Source organism: Microbacterium sp. NPDC057658, assembly GCF_042799975.1.
GTDB lineage: Bacteria > Actinomycetota > Actinomycetes > Actinomycetales > Microbacteriaceae > Microbacterium.
In genome coordinates this window covers 333,792-347,298 of sequence record NZ_JBHVHT010000002.1, presented here as the reverse complement: position 1 = coordinate 347,298, position 13,507 = coordinate 333,792, and the positions used below count along the sequence as shown (strand labels likewise).

Here is a 13,507-nt window from a genome sequence, read left to right as displayed (position 1 = left end):
TGCTTAGATGTACCCCATGATCGATCCCGCACTCGCCGACGCCGGACTCGGTGACGCCGAAGACGACGACTTCGACGACGCCGTCGAGGCGCCGGACTCGCAGCTCCCCGACCATCGCTACCTGGACCGCGAGCTGAGCTGGCTCGCGTTCAACCAGCGGGTGCTCGAACTCGCGGAGGACCCGTCGCTGCCGGAGCTGGAGCGGGCGAACTTCCTGGCCATCTTCGCCAGCAACCTCGACGAGTTCTTCATGGTGCGCGTGGCCGGTCTCAAGCGGCGCATCATGACCGGTCTCGCCGTGCCCACCAACATCGGACGCTCCCCCGTCGACGCCCTCGCCGATATCTCGCGCGAGGCGCACGCCCTCCAGCTCCGCCACGCGGACGCCTGGACGAAGCTCGTCCGCCCCGCCCTCGCCGACTCCGGCATCGAGATCACGGAGTGGTCGGATCTCACCGACGACGAGCGCAGCGCGCTGTCCGACTACTTCGGCGCACAGGTCTTCCCGGTGCTGATGCCGCTGGCGGTCGACCCGGCGCACCCGTTCCCCTACATCTCCGGGCTCTCCCTGAACCTCGCCATCCGCATCCGCAACGCGCGGACCGGCCGCCAGGAGTTCGCCCGCCTCAAGGTGCCGCCCATGCTGCCGCGCTTCGTCGAGGTGCCGTCCACCGGCGAGATCAAGCGCTTCCTCCGCCTCGAGGAGCTCATCGCCAACCACCTCGGCGACCTGTTCCCCGGCATGGAGGTGCTCGACCACCACGCGTTCCGCCTCACCCGCAACGAGGACGTGGAGATCGAGGAGGACGAGAGCGAGAACCTCATCCAGGCGCTGGAGGCCGAGCTGCTGCGCCGCCGGTTCGGGCCGCCGATCCGGCTCGAGATCACCGACGACATGGACGAGGTCACGATGGACCTCCTCGTGCGCGAGCTCGACATCACCGACCAGGAGGTCTACCGCCTCCCCGGGCCGCTCGATCTGCGCGGCCTCTTCGATCTGTCGCGCATCGATCGCCCCGATCTGCGGTACCCGCCGCACCTCCCCACCACCGCGGTGGCCTTCCAGCCGACGGGCTCCAACACCCGTGCGGACATCTTCAAGGCGATCCGGAAGTCCGACGTGCTCGTGCACCACCCGTACGAGTCCTTCACCACGAGTGTCCAGGCGTTCCTGGAGCAGGCCGCCCGCGACCCGCACGTGCTCGCCATCAAGCAGACGCTGTACCGGACGTCCGGCGACAGCCCCGTCGTGCAGGCCCTCATCGACGCCGCCGAGGCCGGCAAGCAGGTGCTCGCGCTCGTCGAGGTGAAGGCCCGCTTCGACGAGGCCAACAACATCGTGTGGGCGCGCAAGCTCGAGAAGGCCGGCGTGCACGTGGTGTACGGCCTCGTCGGGCTCAAGACCCACTGCAAGCTCGCCCTCGTGATCCGCGAGGAGGAGGGCAGACTCCAGCACTACTCGCACGTCGGCACCGGCAACTACAACCCGAAGACGAGCCGCATCTACGAGGACTTCGGTCTGTTCACCGCCGATGCCCAGGTCGGCAAGGACCTCACCCGGCTGTTCAACGAGCTCAGCGGCTACGCGATCGAGAAGAAGTTCAAGCGTCTGCTCGTCGCCCCGCTCCACCTCCGCAAGGGCCTCGTGCGGCTGATCGACGCCGAGCGCCGGATCGCCGAGTCGGGCAAGCCCGCGCACATCCGCATCAAGGTCAACTCGATGGTCGACGAGGAGATCATCGACGCCCTCTACCGCGCCAGCGCCGCAGGGGTGAAGGTCGACGTGTGGGTGCGCGGAATCTGCAGCCTGCGGCCCGACCTCGACGGGATCAGCGACAACATCACCGTCCGCAGCATCCTCGGCCGCTACCTCGAGCACTCGCGCATCTTCACGTTCGAGAACGACGGCGACCCGCAGGTGTACATCGGCAGCGCCGACATGATGCACCGCAACCTCGACCGGCGCGTCGAGGCCCTGGTGCGGGTCACCGACCCGGCGCATCTCAAGGAGCTCACCGCCTTCTTCGACCTGGCGATGGACGACCGGACCTCGTCGTGGCACCTCGGCCGCGACGGCGTGTGGGAGCGCCACGCCGTGGATGCCGACGGCAAGCCGCTCACCGACCTGCAGGATAAGACCATGGGGATGATCCAGCGACGTCGTCGGGCGCGGGCGGTTCGATGACGGCGCGGCAGGTCCAGCTCCCGCCATCCGCGGCCGACGCGAAGTGGGCGGACAAGGCCGTGTACGCGGCCGGCGCCGTCGTGTGGCGTCTGGTCGACGGCAAGCTGCGGATCCTGCTCATCCACCGCACGAAGTACCGCGACGTCACCCTGCCGAAGGGCAAGGTCGACCCGGGCGAGATGCTCGCGGAGACCGCTGTCCGCGAGGTGCACGAGGAGACCGGCATCCGCGTGGCCCTCGGCGTGCCGGTCGGGATCAGCCGCTACCACCTCGCGTCCCGCAAGCAGAAGGTCGTGCACTACTGGGCTGCCGAGGCGACGGATGCCGCGATCCGCGCCTCGACCTTCGTGCCCAACCGCGAGATCGCCGCGCTCGAGTGGGTCAGCGTGAAGAAGGCCCGTGCCGCGCTGAGCTACCCCGTCGACCTCGAGATCCTCGATGCGTTCGCGGCCCTCGTCGACGACGGCGTGCTGCGGACCTTCCCGGTGATCGCCCTCCGGCACGCGAAGGCCCTTCCCCGTTCGGAGTGGGACAAGGCGGACGCGGCCCGGCCGCTCACCGACCGCGGGAAGCGCCAGGCCAAGGCCATCGTCGGACCGCTCCGCGCGTTCGGGGTGCGCAAGATCGTCACCAGCGACGCGGTGCGCTGCGTGCAGACCGTCACGCCGCTCGCCAAGGCCCTGGACCGCAAGCCGGTCCTCACCGAGAAGATCAGCCAGGACGCCTGGGAGGACGGCGTCGCCGATCTCCGCTCCGTCGTCGGCCGCCGCATCCGCGCCGGCAAGCCCGCCGTGCTCTGCAGCCACGGCCCGGTGCTGCCTGCGCTCCTCTCGGAGATCGCCCTCGCGACCGGCACGGTGCACGGCTCGTACGTCGGCAGCGCCGCCGATCTGGAGACCGGCGCGTTCTCCGTGGTGCACGTCTCGGCGACCAACCCCGGCTCCGGCATCATCTCGATCGAGACCCACGCCCCGAGGGTCTGACCCTCCCTCGTTCGAATCGCGCACTTCGCTGCATCTCGGCCGGGGATGGCGCAAATCGGGCGATTCGAAATGGAGGGGGCCGCGCGGTGACGGGGATCGGCTCCAGAGAGTCGCCGGTCGTTCACCTGCCGTTCACCTGCGCGGGAGAGTCTCGTTAACCGTCGCCCCTAGCGTCACTGTGTGCCCTGCACCGGGCCCCACCCCTCCAAGATCGAAGGATCCACAGTGAAGATCTCCCGAATCGCACGAATCGGCGCCATCGGCGCCGTCGCCGCTCTCGCCCTCGCCGGCTGTGCCGCGAACGAAGGCGGAGCCGGCGGCTCCAGCGAAGAGCCCTCGGAGTCCACGCTCTCCGGCACGATCGACGCGACCGGCGCGTCCTCGCAGACCGCAGCCCAGGAGGCCTGGGTCGCCGCTTTCCAGACGGCCAACCCCGATGTGACGGTCAACTACGAGCCCACCGGCTCGGGCACCGGCCGCGAGAACTTCCTCGAGGGCGGCAGCAACTTCATCGGCTCGGACCGCGCGTTCAACGACGAGGAGATCGCCGCCGGCGGCTTCGGCGCCTGCACCACCGACGACATCGTCGAGGTCCCCCTCTACATCTCCCCCGTCGCCGTCGCCTTCAACCTCGAGGGCATCGACACGCTGAACCTCGACGCCGCCACGATCGCGGGCATCTTCGCCGGCACGATCACCAACTGGAACGACGAGGCCATCGCCGCCCTGAACGACGGCGTCGAGCTCCCCGACCTGGCGATCTCCCCCGTGCACCGCTCCGACCCCTCGGGCACCCAGGAGACCTTCGCCAAGTACCTCAGCGCGACGGCCCCCGACGTCTGGACCTACGAGGTCTCCGACGAGTGGCCGATCCAGGGCGGCGAGGCCGCTCAGGGCACCTCGGGCGTGAAGCAGGCCCTCACCGCCGGCAACGGCGCGATCGGCTTCCTCGACGCATCCCAGGCGGACGGCCTCGGCCAGGTCGCCGTGGGCGTCGGCGAGGACTTCGTCTCCTACTCGGCCGAGGCCGCCGCGAAGCTCGTCGAGGGCTCGCCGCTCGCCGAGGGCCGTGGTGAGGGCGACCTCGTCTTCGACGTCGACCCTGCCGCTGCTGCGGACGGCGCCTACCCGATCGCCCTGGTCAGCTACCTCATCGGCTGCGAGCAGTACGAGGACAGCAACGTCGCGGAGCTCGTGAAGGAGTACTTCACGTACATCGCGAGCGCCGAGGGCCAGGACGCCGCCGCCGAGAACGCCGGCAGCGCCCCGATCTCGGACGGCCTGCGCGAGCAGGTCCAGGCCGCGATCGACCTCATCCAGGTCGGCTGATCCTGCCGATCCACTGACGACGGTGCCCCCGCGTCCCCGAGCGGGCGCGGGGGCTCCGCCAGGTCAGCACCCGATCCATCTCCACCCGGCCCGAAACAGGGAGATCATGAGCACGACCGCGCAGGAGCCGACAACGGCACCGGCACCGACACCGGCGCCGCCCACACCGATCAAGGCCAAGCAGCGCCTCGGCGACCGGGTCTTCTCCGGCACCGCGCTGGCCGCCGGCATCATCATCCTGATCGTGCTGGCGCTCGTCGCCGCCTTCCTCATCATCCAGAGCCTGCCGGCCTTCCAGCTCGACACCACCGACAACCACATCCTCCGGGGCGAGTCGTTCTGGGTGTACGTCTGGCCGCTCGTCTTCGGCACCCTCTGGGCCTCGTTCATCGCCCTGCTGATCGCCGCCCCGATCGCCATCGGCATCGCGCTCTTCATCTCGCACTACGCCCACCGCCGGCTCGCGTCGTTCCTCGGCTACATCATCGACCTGCTCGCCGCGGTGCCCTCCGTGGTGTTCGGCCTCTGGGGCGGCCTCGTGCTCGCCCCCATGCTCCAGCCGATCTACGTGTGGCTCAACGAGAACGCCTCGTGGGTGCCGTTCTTCGGCGGCCAGGTCTCCGCGACGGGCAAGACCATCCTCACCGCCGCCCTCGTCCTCGCCGTGATGTGCATCCCGATCATGACCGCCATCTGCCGCGAGGTCTTCCTGCAGACCCCCAAGCTCCACGAGGAGGCGGCCCTCGCCCTCGGCTCCACGCGCTGGGAGATGGTCCGCATGGCCGTGCTCCCCTTCGCGCGCGGCGGCATGGTGTCGGCGGCGATGCTGGCCCTCGGCCGCGCGCTCGGCGAGACGATGGCCGTGACGATGGTGCTCTCCCCCTCCGCGGTCGTCAGCTTCCTCGTGCTCACCGCCACGAACCCCACGCCGATCCCCGCGAACATCGCCCTCGCCTTCCCGGAGGCGCACGGCACCGGTGTGAACACGCTGATCGCGACCGGCCTCATCCTCTTCGTCGTGACCTTCGCGGTCAACGCGCTGGCGCGCTGGATCGTCGCCCGCCGCGCCGAGTTCTCGGGAGCGAACTGACATGACCGCCCTCACCAGCGCTCCGCCCGCCGCGAGCACCACCGCCCTCACCTCCGGCCGCCTGCCGAAGTGGGCTCCATGGGCCCTCCTCGGCGTCTCGTTCGTCGTGTCCGCCGCCGTCTTCGGTGTCGCCGCCGCCGGCTCGGACACCCCGCTCGCCGACTTCAACATCGCGGGCACCGTCGTCGTCGGCATCCTGCTCTACATGGTGATCATCACGGTGATCTCCTCCATCGCGGAGAGCCGTCGCAAGGCCGTCGACCGCCTGATGACGGCCCTCGTCGCCACAGCCTTCCTCATCGCCCTGCTGCCGCTGATCTCCCTGCTGTGGACCGTGGTGGCGAACGGCCTCGAGCGCTTCGACGCCGAGTTCTTCACCTACTCGATGCGCAACGTCGTCGGTGAAGGCGGCGGTATCGTGCACGCCATCTGGGGCACGGTCCTCATCACGCTGACGGCCACGATCATCTCCGTGCCGGTCGGTCTGATGACCTCGATCTACCTGGTCGAGTACGGCCGCGGCAAGATCGCCAAGGCCATCACGTTCTTCGTCGACGTGATGACGGGCATCCCCTCGATCGTCGCCGGTCTGTTCATCTACGCGGTGTTCGCCCTCCTGATCCGTCCCGGGATCTCCATGGGCTTCATGGGCGCTCTCGCCCTCGCCGTGCTGATGACGCCTGTCGTGGTGCGCGGCAGCGAGGAGCTGCTCCGGATCGTCCCGAACGAGCTGCGCGAGGCCTCCTACGCCCTGGGCGTGCCGAAGTGGCTCACGATCCTCAAGGTCGTCCTGCCCACCTCGATCGCCGGCATCATGACCTCGGTCATGCTCGCCATCTCCCGCGTGATCGGCGAGACCGCGCCGCTGCTGCTCACCGCCGGCTTCACGCAGAGCCTCAACACGAACATCTTCGACGGCCAGATGATGACCCTCCCGGTGTTCGCCTACAACCAGTACATGAACCAGGGCACGAGCCCGGACGCCGCCGTCGCGCGCGCCTGGGCCGCCGCCCTCACCCTCATCCTCATCGTCATGGTGCTGAACCTGCTCGCCCGCCTGATCGCGAAGCTGTTCGCCCCGAAGGTCAACGGCCGCTGAGCGCCCGACCACTCAGAATAGGAATCCACGTGTCCAAGAGCATCGAAGTCAACGACCTCAACGTCTACTACGGCAACTTCCTCGCGGTCGAAGGCGTCTCCCTCGACATCCAGCCGCGCAGTGTCACGGCCTTCATCGGCCCGTCGGGCTGCGGCAAGTCCACCTTCCTCCGCACCCTGAACCGCATGCACGAGGTGATCCCCGGCGCCCGCGTCGAGGGCGAGGTGCTGCTCGACGGCAAGGACCTCTACGGTGCCGGCGTGGACCCGGTGCTCGTGCGTCGCCAGGTCGGCATGGTGTTCCAGCGGCCGAACCCGTTCCCCACGATGTCGATCAAGGAGAACGTGCTCGCCGGCGTGAAGCTCAACAACAAGCGCATGTCGAAGAGCGAGCAGGACGACCTCGTCGAGAAGTCGCTCACCGGCGCGAACCTGTGGAACGAGGTCAAGGACCGCCTCGACCGTCCGGGCTCCGGGCTCTCGGGCGGCCAGCAGCAGCGTCTCTGCATCGCCCGCGCGATCGCCGTCTCCCCGGAGGTGCTGTTGATGGACGAGCCGTGCTCCGCCCTCGACCCCATCTCGACCTACGCGATCGAGGAGCTGATCGGCGAGCTCAAGAACGAGTTCACGATCGTCATCGTGACGCACAACATGCAGCAGGCGAGCCGGGTCTCCGACAAGACCGCGTTCTTCAACATCGCCGGCACCGGCAAGCCCGGAAAGCTCATCGAGTACGACGACACGACGAACATCTTCACCACCCCGTCCGTGCAGGCCACCGAGGACTACGTCTCCGGCCGTTTCGGCTGACCCGTACCCCGGCCCCGTCCCTCCTACCCCCGGGCACAACTTCGGAGATGTTCGGCGACACGCCGTCGCCTGGCCTCCCGCCCCGGCGTGTCTCCTTCGATCTCCGAAGCTGCGCACGGGTCGTGACTCCTGCACGGATCGCGAGTGGCGAGCATCGTCCACAGACGGCGGGCTACCGAGTCGTGACGCGGCCAGAGAGGGCGAGGCGGCGCGAATGATGGCGGGATGTGCACGGGGCCAGGGACGCAGGTGTGGCCGTATGCCGCGCTCCGCGCCCGGTACGGACGACGGCAGATCGAGCGTCAGGTGCGCGGCGGCGCCCTCATCCGGGTCCGGCGCGGGGTCTACGCGACGGCCGCCGCGTGCGGGGAGGTCGTGACCGCCGCCGCTCATGGCGGGGTCCTCGGCTGCGAGTCCGCGGCGCGGCACCTCGGGATCTGGGTGCTCGACGAGCCGGCTCTGCACGTCTGGATGCACCACGACCGCCATCAGTATCCCCACGAGGACTGCGACTGCGTGACGCATTGGGATGCGGCGACATCGGGCAGTGCCTTCGAGCAGCCGGGGGTGCCCCTCGTACTCCGGCAGATCTACGGCTGCCGCGGGGCGGAGGCGTTCTTCGTCGCTCTGGAGTCGGCCCGGCGGCTCGGACTCATCGATGCGGTCGGGCTGCGCCGTCTCGGTGACCGGCTCGGGCCCGAGGGGCGCGACCTCATCGCCTTCTCGCGGGCCGATGCCGACAGCGGCCTGGAATCCTTGGTGCGGCTGAGGATCCGACGCTACGGGTGGCGCGTGCGGACGCAGGTCGGCGTGGTCGGGACGGGCCGGGTGGACCTCCTCATCGATGACTGGCTCATCGTCGAGACGGACGGACGCGCCAACCACGAGGAGAGCTCTCTCCGCCACCGCGATCTGGTCCGCGATGCGACCGCCGCCGGCTGGGGCCACGCCACGCTCCGCTTCGACTACGCGATGGTCCTGCACGATTGGCCCCTCGTCGAGCGCGCCATCGTCGAGACCATGCGCCGCCGCCCCTGATCCCGCCTGTGCCGGGCACAGCTTCGGAGATCGTCGACGACACGCCGGTGTCGGGGCGCGGCCCACGGCGTGTCGTCCGGCATCTCCGAAGTCGTGCCCGGGGACCCGGAGGACTCAGTCGCGCGGGGAGAGGAGGTAGGCGTTGAGGTCGTCCGTGAGGGAGGTGTCCACGGCGACCGGCGTGCCGTCGATCGCGGTGATGGCGGTCGCGAGACGCACGCTCGACACGAGCCATGCGGCGTCGGCCCGCGTCAGATCGGCGGCGGGGATGCGGTCGTACCCCACCTCGAAGCCCCGCGCGAGAAGGTGGTCGTAGACGCTGAGCTGCGTGGTGCCGTGCAGGATCCCGCCGTTCGGGGCCGGGGTCGTGAAGCGGTCGCCGAAGCGCAGGATGAGGGAGGCCGTCGGAGCCTCCAGCACGAAGCCGTCGCTCGACAGGAAGATCGCGTCGTCGGCTCCGCGGCGCTTGGCCTCGCGCAGGGCCGCCATGTTCACGGCGTAGGACAGCGTCTTGGCGCCGAGCAGCAGCCAGGGCGCCCGTTCCGCTGCGCCGAGGTCGTATCCGCGGTCGAGGGTGACGACCTTGACACCGTTCCGCCGTACGGCCGCGAAGTCCGCCGCCGGAGCCGCCGTGACCCAGGCGGTCGGCGTCGGCCCGTGCTCGACGCCGCGACTGAGGATCAGCTTGATGACCGACTCCCCCGCCCCGAGCTGTGCGGCGGCCTGCTGGATCGCCCGCCGCCACTGCTCCTGGTTCGGCACCGGGAGGTCGCAGAGTCGCGCCGAATGCGCAAGGCGTTCCAGATGCGGGACGACCTCCTGCGCATGTCCGTCGACGACCCCGATGGACTCGAACACGCCGTCGCCCCGTTGCGTGCTCAGCTCGCCGACACTGAGGGCGGGGGCCGCGGCGTCCACCTGCGTGAACGTGTCGGCGTAGTCGGCACGCTGCTCGTCGGCGGCGACGGGATCGATCATGAGGGCGAAGCGACGGGTCATGTCACCGAGCCTAGGCCGCCGGGAATACCCACCGCGTCCTCGCGTTACACTGGAGTGGCCGGGCCGCATAACCCCGGGCTCCAATTTTCGCCGCTGCGAGCGGCCTTCCGCCGAGAGGCGTTCTTGCGGCCCGGTCTTTCTCTGTCCGGACGCTGTCCCGCCCGCTCGGACTCAGGCCAGGGCGCCGGTGCGCCACAGGGCCGCCGACGCCGCGAGGTCATGGGCATAGCTGCTCAGCCGCAGCGCCCGCGTGGTGAGCTCGCTCGCCCGAGCGGGCTCCGTGGGCTCGTAGTCGTCGGCGGTGTGCGTCGCCCCCGAGGCCTGGACGCGGCAGAACGCCGCCGCCCGCTCCAGCGCCACGGCGAAGTCGCCGCGGAAGGCGCCGCGCAGGATCGTGTCGATGAGCGCGACGAGCTCGTCCGGGCTCGCCGGCACGGGCGCCCCGGCGACCACGGCGTCGGCCGACGGCAGCTCGACCCGACCCCGGTCGTAGAGCAGGGCCGCGGTACGCGGATCGCCGTGGATCGCGAGCTGGAGCACGTACAGCCGCCACAGCGACCCGGGGAGGGTGCGCGACGGCGCCTTCGACCACAGCTCCGCGATCTCGTCGATGCCGTGCTCGCTCGTGAAGGCGATCAGCCGCTCGACGCTCGCCCCGCTCTCGTCCTCGCGGACGCGGGTCAGCAGCGCGGAGGCGGTGGCGTGTGCGACACGCGTCTCCTCGGCGGGATCATGGGCGCCGACGATGTTGTCGAAGGCGCTCGTCGGACGACGCACGGGGCGGTGGTGCTGCTCGGGCATCCCTCCAGGGTACGCCCCGCCTCCGACGCTCAGGCCGTCGGGATGACGATCACCGGGTCGGTCGTGGGCAGCCCGGACGGCGATCCGCCCTCCTGCTCGACCGTGACCGCGATGGCGTCGCCCGCCTGCATCTCGCCCTCGAGGAGCGCGGTGGCCTCTCCGTCGTCGACGTCGAACACACCCGCGGCGATGGGATCCTCCCCGCGCACGAACCACAGCTCATAGGTCTTGCCGTCCGCTACCTCGGGCAGTCCGTCCGTGACGAGCACGGCCTTGCCGACCGAGCCCGACCAGTGCGCCGTCGCCGTCGCGCCGTCGTCGAGCTCGACCGTCGCCTTCTGCGCGTCGCCCGCGGATTCGATCTCCTGCAGCGCGACGACACTCGCCGGGCGGTTCAGCTGGTCGTTCAGAGCGACCGCACCGATCCCGACGCCCACGAGGAGCGCGAGGCATGCGGCGAGCGCGAAAGCGAGCCGGGTCCAGCGGCGAGCCGGAGCGGGAGCGGCGGCACCGGAGGCAGGGCTCTCGTCCGCGGGTCCGTCGGGCTCGCCCGAGTCGGACGAGGATTCCGCGGCGCCGCCCTGCGGAGTCTGGGCGATCTGCGCGAGCAGAGCCGCACGGATACCGGCGGGCGGAGCTACCGGGGCCACGCCGTCGGCGAGGAGAGCGCCCGTCTGGGCGTCGGTGTCGTCCTGCGCCGCCCACTCCGGGTGCTCGGCGAGGGCACGGCGGTACCGGCGCTCGTCGTCCGCCGAGAGCGCGTGGAGCGCGGCACCTGCCGCGAGTTCCGCGAAGTCCTTCTCGTTCATGCCGTCACCCCCATCGCCGTGCGGAGCCGGGTCAGCCCGTCTCTCATCCGTGTCTTGATCGTGCCCAGCGGTGCTCCCACGAGCGCCGCGATCTCGTTCTGACTGTAACCGCCGTAGTAGGCGAGGACGAGCGCCTCCCGCTGCGCCTCCGGAAGCCCCGACAGCGCCGCGACGACCCGCTCTCCCTCGATCCCCAGCTCCACCCGTTCCGCCACGCTGTCGTGCGCGACGCCGAGGTCCTTGAAGCCCGCGCGTACGTCCCGGTCCGCACTCGACTGCGAAGCCCGCACCCGATCCACGGCCCGGCGATGCGCGATGGTCATCACCCAGGTTCGTCCCTGTCCCTTGTTCGGAGCGAACCGGGAAGCGGATTGCCAGATCTCGAGGAACACCTCCTGCAGCACTTCCTCGCTCTGCGCGCGGTTCACGAGGACGCGCAGGATGAGGCCGAACACACGGGAGGAGAGGGAGTCGTACAGCGTGGCGAAGGCAGCCTGATCACCGGAGGCGACGCGGACGAGGAGGTCGGCGACAGCATCCTGCGGCGCCGTCCCGTCCTCGGGGACGTCCATCCCATCGATGACCATCTCCATAAGCATGCCGTATCTCCTCCCTCTTCCCGTGCAGACGTCACCCGAATGTGAACGAATACACCTCGACGCCGGTGGGGACCTCGAGCGTGAACGTGCCCTTCTCGATGTCGTCCTGCTCGAGCAGGCCGTAGGAGCGTGGCGTCCCGTCGATCCGGATCGTCTGCGCGTTCCCGTCGGCGTCGGTGACCACCACCTCGCCCGACCCCGCGACGACCATGCGCACCTCGGCCGCGCGATACTGCAGCCGGATCCGCGCGTCCTCAGCGGTCGGCGTGACGTACTGCGTGTCCACGGTCCAGTCGCCGTCCAGCGCGAAGCTGTCGTCGGGCTGGTCATCGGGGAAGCGGAAGCTGCCGTCGCCGCGGCGGTACTCGTCGCCGCCGCCGTAGTTGACGTCCTTCGAGGAGCCGAGGAAGGTCTCCCGGGTCGTGGCTCCCACCTCGGGGGTCTCGTCCTTCACGTCCGTGGCGGCGGGCAGCTCGACGTCGGGGTCGGCGTCCTGCAGCAGCTCCCGGATCATCGCCTCCGTCGCGGCGTAGTTGCCCTCGCCGAAGGAGATGTGGCGGACGGTCCCCTCCGCATCGATGAGGTAGTGCGCGGGCCAGTACCGGTTGCGGTAGTTGGTCCAGGTGGAGAGGGTGTTGTCGAGAGCGACCGGGTACTCGATGCCGAAGTCGCGCGCGCCCGCCGCGACGTTCCCCGGATCCTTCTCGAACGCGTACTCGGGCGAGTGGATGCCGATCACCTGCAGCCCCGCGTCCCGGTAGGCCTCGTCCCAGGCCACGACGTGCGGGATGGAGCGCTGGCAGTTGATGCAGGAGTACGCCCAGAAGTCGATGAGGACCACCTGTCCGCGCAGGTCCTTCAGGTCGATCGCCTCCCCGTCCGGGGTGTTGAGCCACTGCTGGATCCCCTTGATGGAGGGCGCCGTCCCGCAGGACTCCAGCTCGGTCGCGCCGTTCGTGCACTTGTCGAGGTCCTTGTTCTCCTCGTTCACCAGGCCGCCGAGGTCGAGGGCGTCCTGCACCTGCTCGGAGTCGGCGATCTGCTCCTGCAGCGGCGCGGTGTAGTCCGGGAGCAGACGCTGCAGCGCCTGCGGCACGTTGAAGACGAGTCCCACGGCGAGGGCGATCATCGCCACGCCGGCGGCGATCCGCAGCGCGCGCTCCTTCGTCCGGAAGGCCCGGATGCGCTCGATGACGCTGCGACCCGCGAGTGCGAAGACCAGCAGCGGCACCGCGACGCCGATCGCGAAGGAGACGGTGAGGAGCACGGTGCCCACGCCGATCTGCCCTGTGGAGCCGGCGACGATGATGGCCGCGAGGACCGGGCCCGCGCAGGGGACGAACACGGCCCCGAGAGCAAGGCCGACGCCGAAGCCGTTGCCGCGGTTCTTCACCTCGCGCTGTCCGAAGCGCTGGAACGGCCGCTCCAGGATGTGCTGGAACCGCGGCACGATGAGTCCCACCCCGATGACGACCAGCACCGCGATGCCGACCCAGCGGATGATGTCCTGCGGCAGGTTCAGCAGGCCCAGCAGGAGCGACCCGGCGAGCGTCACGAGCGTGAAGCTCAGCACGAGGCCGGCGATGACGAAGTAGGGGCGGCTGCGCTTCGCCGGCACCGCCTCCCCCTCGTAGGACGCCGACTGGGCACCGCCGGTGAGGAAGATCACCGGGAGCACGGGCAGGATGCACGGCGAGATGCCGGTGATGAGCCCGCCGAGCAGGCCGATGATGATCAGGTCCATGAGGTCCTCGTCTCTGTCGGGT

General features: G+C 69.9%; 12 protein-coding genes. 7 read left to right on the top strand and 5 right to left on the bottom strand.

The window, feature by feature from the left end:
• Positions 1–16 precede the first annotated feature (16 nt).
• The 7 genes from ACFU8V_RS15115 to ACFU8V_RS15085 all read left to right on the top strand — a co-directional run bounded on the left by ACFU8V_RS15115 (position 17) and on the right by ACFU8V_RS15085 (position 8,533).
• Complete coding sequence (locus ACFU8V_RS15115) at positions 17–2,185, top strand: RNA degradosome polyphosphate kinase (RefSeq protein WP_025104296.1); 2,169 nt, start codon at positions 17–19, stop codon at positions 2,183–2,185.
• Complete coding sequence (locus tag ACFU8V_RS15110) at positions 2,182–3,168, top strand: NUDIX domain-containing protein (RefSeq protein ID WP_378872439.1); 987 nt, start codon at positions 2,182–2,184, stop codon at positions 3,166–3,168. Before ACFU8V_RS15115 ends, ACFU8V_RS15110 begins: the two co-directional genes overlap by 4 nt.
• A gap of 225 nt (positions 3,169–3,393) precedes the next feature.
• Positions 3,394–4,497, top strand: coding sequence for a phosphate ABC transporter substrate-binding protein PstS (locus tag ACFU8V_RS15105; protein ID WP_062636284.1), 1,104 nt, complete (start codon positions 3,394–3,396; stop codon positions 4,495–4,497).
• 106 nt (positions 4,498–4,603) lie between these two features.
• Positions 4,604–5,587, top strand: a complete 984-nt coding sequence (gene pstC / locus ACFU8V_RS15100; protein ID WP_060923075.1) for a phosphate ABC transporter permease subunit PstC — start codon at positions 4,604–4,606, stop codon at positions 5,585–5,587.
• A 1-nt stretch (position 5,588) separates the two neighbouring features.
• Positions 5,589–6,686, top strand: a complete 1,098-nt coding sequence (gene pstA, locus ACFU8V_RS15095; protein ID WP_025104292.1) for a phosphate ABC transporter permease PstA — start codon at positions 5,589–5,591, stop codon at positions 6,684–6,686.
• 29 nt (positions 6,687–6,715) lie between these two features.
• Positions 6,716–7,495 carry a phosphate ABC transporter ATP-binding protein PstB gene (pstB, locus tag ACFU8V_RS15090; RefSeq protein WP_062636281.1) on the top strand — a complete coding sequence of 260 codons (780 nt, stop codon included), beginning with the start codon at positions 6,716–6,718 and terminating at the stop codon, positions 7,493–7,495.
• Between the two features lie 225 nt (positions 7,496–7,720).
• Positions 7,721–8,533 (top strand): DUF559 domain-containing protein, encoded by an 813-nt coding sequence (locus tag ACFU8V_RS15085; protein ID WP_378872434.1) that lies wholly within the window; start codon positions 7,721–7,723, stop codon positions 8,531–8,533.
• A gap of 114 nt (positions 8,534–8,647) precedes the next feature.
• Here the strand turns inward: ACFU8V_RS15085 and ACFU8V_RS15080 are convergent, their stop codons facing one another.
• The 5 genes from ACFU8V_RS15080 to ACFU8V_RS15060 form a co-directional block, all read right to left on the bottom strand.
• Positions 8,648–9,532, bottom strand: a complete 885-nt coding sequence (locus tag ACFU8V_RS15080) for an aminodeoxychorismate lyase (protein WP_025104290.1) — start codon at positions 9,530–9,532, stop codon at positions 8,648–8,650.
• A 171-nt stretch (positions 9,533–9,703) separates the two neighbouring features.
• A complete protein-coding gene (locus ACFU8V_RS15075) occupies positions 9,704–10,333 on the bottom strand; it encodes a DNA-directed RNA polymerase subunit beta (protein WP_378872431.1) in 630 nt (209 codons plus the stop codon).
• A gap of 29 nt (positions 10,334–10,362) precedes the next feature.
• Positions 10,363–11,142 (bottom strand): anti-sigma factor domain-containing protein, encoded by a 780-nt coding sequence (locus ACFU8V_RS15070; RefSeq protein ID WP_378872428.1) that lies wholly within the window; start codon positions 11,140–11,142, stop codon positions 10,363–10,365.
• Positions 11,139–11,741 carry an ECF RNA polymerase sigma factor SigK gene (gene sigK / locus ACFU8V_RS15065; protein WP_025104287.1) on the bottom strand — a complete coding sequence of 201 codons (603 nt, stop codon included), beginning with the start codon at positions 11,739–11,741 and terminating at the stop codon, positions 11,139–11,141. The genes ACFU8V_RS15070 and sigK overlap by 4 nt, the downstream gene beginning before the upstream one ends.
• Before the next feature lie 31 nt (positions 11,742–11,772).
• Positions 11,773–13,485 carry a cytochrome c biogenesis protein DipZ gene (locus ACFU8V_RS15060; RefSeq protein ID WP_126893379.1) on the bottom strand — a complete coding sequence of 571 codons (1,713 nt, stop codon included), beginning with the start codon at positions 13,483–13,485 and terminating at the stop codon, positions 11,773–11,775.
• Positions 13,486–13,507 lie beyond the last annotated feature (22 nt).

What these genes read in the sequence shown, in the direction of transcription:
- ACFU8V_RS15070 (WP_378872428.1), bottom strand. Translation starts at nt 11,142, where the DNA reads ATGAACGAGAAGGACTTCGCGGAACTCGCGGCAGGTGCCGCGCTCCAC.
- ACFU8V_RS15110 (WP_378872439.1), top strand. Translation starts at nt 2,182, where the DNA reads ATGACGGCGCGGCAGGTCCAGCTCCCGCCATCCGCGGCCGACGCGAAG.
- pstC (WP_060923075.1), top strand. Translation starts at nt 4,604, where the DNA reads ATGAGCACGACCGCGCAGGAGCCGACAACGGCACCGGCACCGACACCG.
- ACFU8V_RS15080 (WP_025104290.1), bottom strand. Translation starts at nt 9,532, where the DNA reads ATGACCCGTCGCTTCGCCCTCATGATCGATCCCGTCGCCGCCGACGAG.
- sigK (WP_025104287.1), bottom strand. Translation starts at nt 11,741, where the DNA reads ATGCTTATGGAGATGGTCATCGATGGGATGGACGTCCCCGAGGACGGG.
- ACFU8V_RS15075 (WP_378872431.1), bottom strand. Translation starts at nt 10,333, where the DNA reads ATGCCCGAGCAGCACCACCGCCCCGTGCGTCGTCCGACGAGCGCCTTC.
- pstA (WP_025104292.1), top strand. Translation starts at nt 5,589, where the DNA reads ATGACCGCCCTCACCAGCGCTCCGCCCGCCGCGAGCACCACCGCCCTC.
- ACFU8V_RS15115 (WP_025104296.1), top strand. Translation starts at nt 17, where the DNA reads ATGATCGATCCCGCACTCGCCGACGCCGGACTCGGTGACGCCGAAGAC.
- ACFU8V_RS15060 (WP_126893379.1), bottom strand. Translation starts at nt 13,485, where the DNA reads ATGGACCTGATCATCATCGGCCTGCTCGGCGGGCTCATCACCGGCATC.
- ACFU8V_RS15085 (WP_378872434.1), top strand. Translation starts at nt 7,721, where the DNA reads ATGTGCACGGGGCCAGGGACGCAGGTGTGGCCGTATGCCGCGCTCCGC.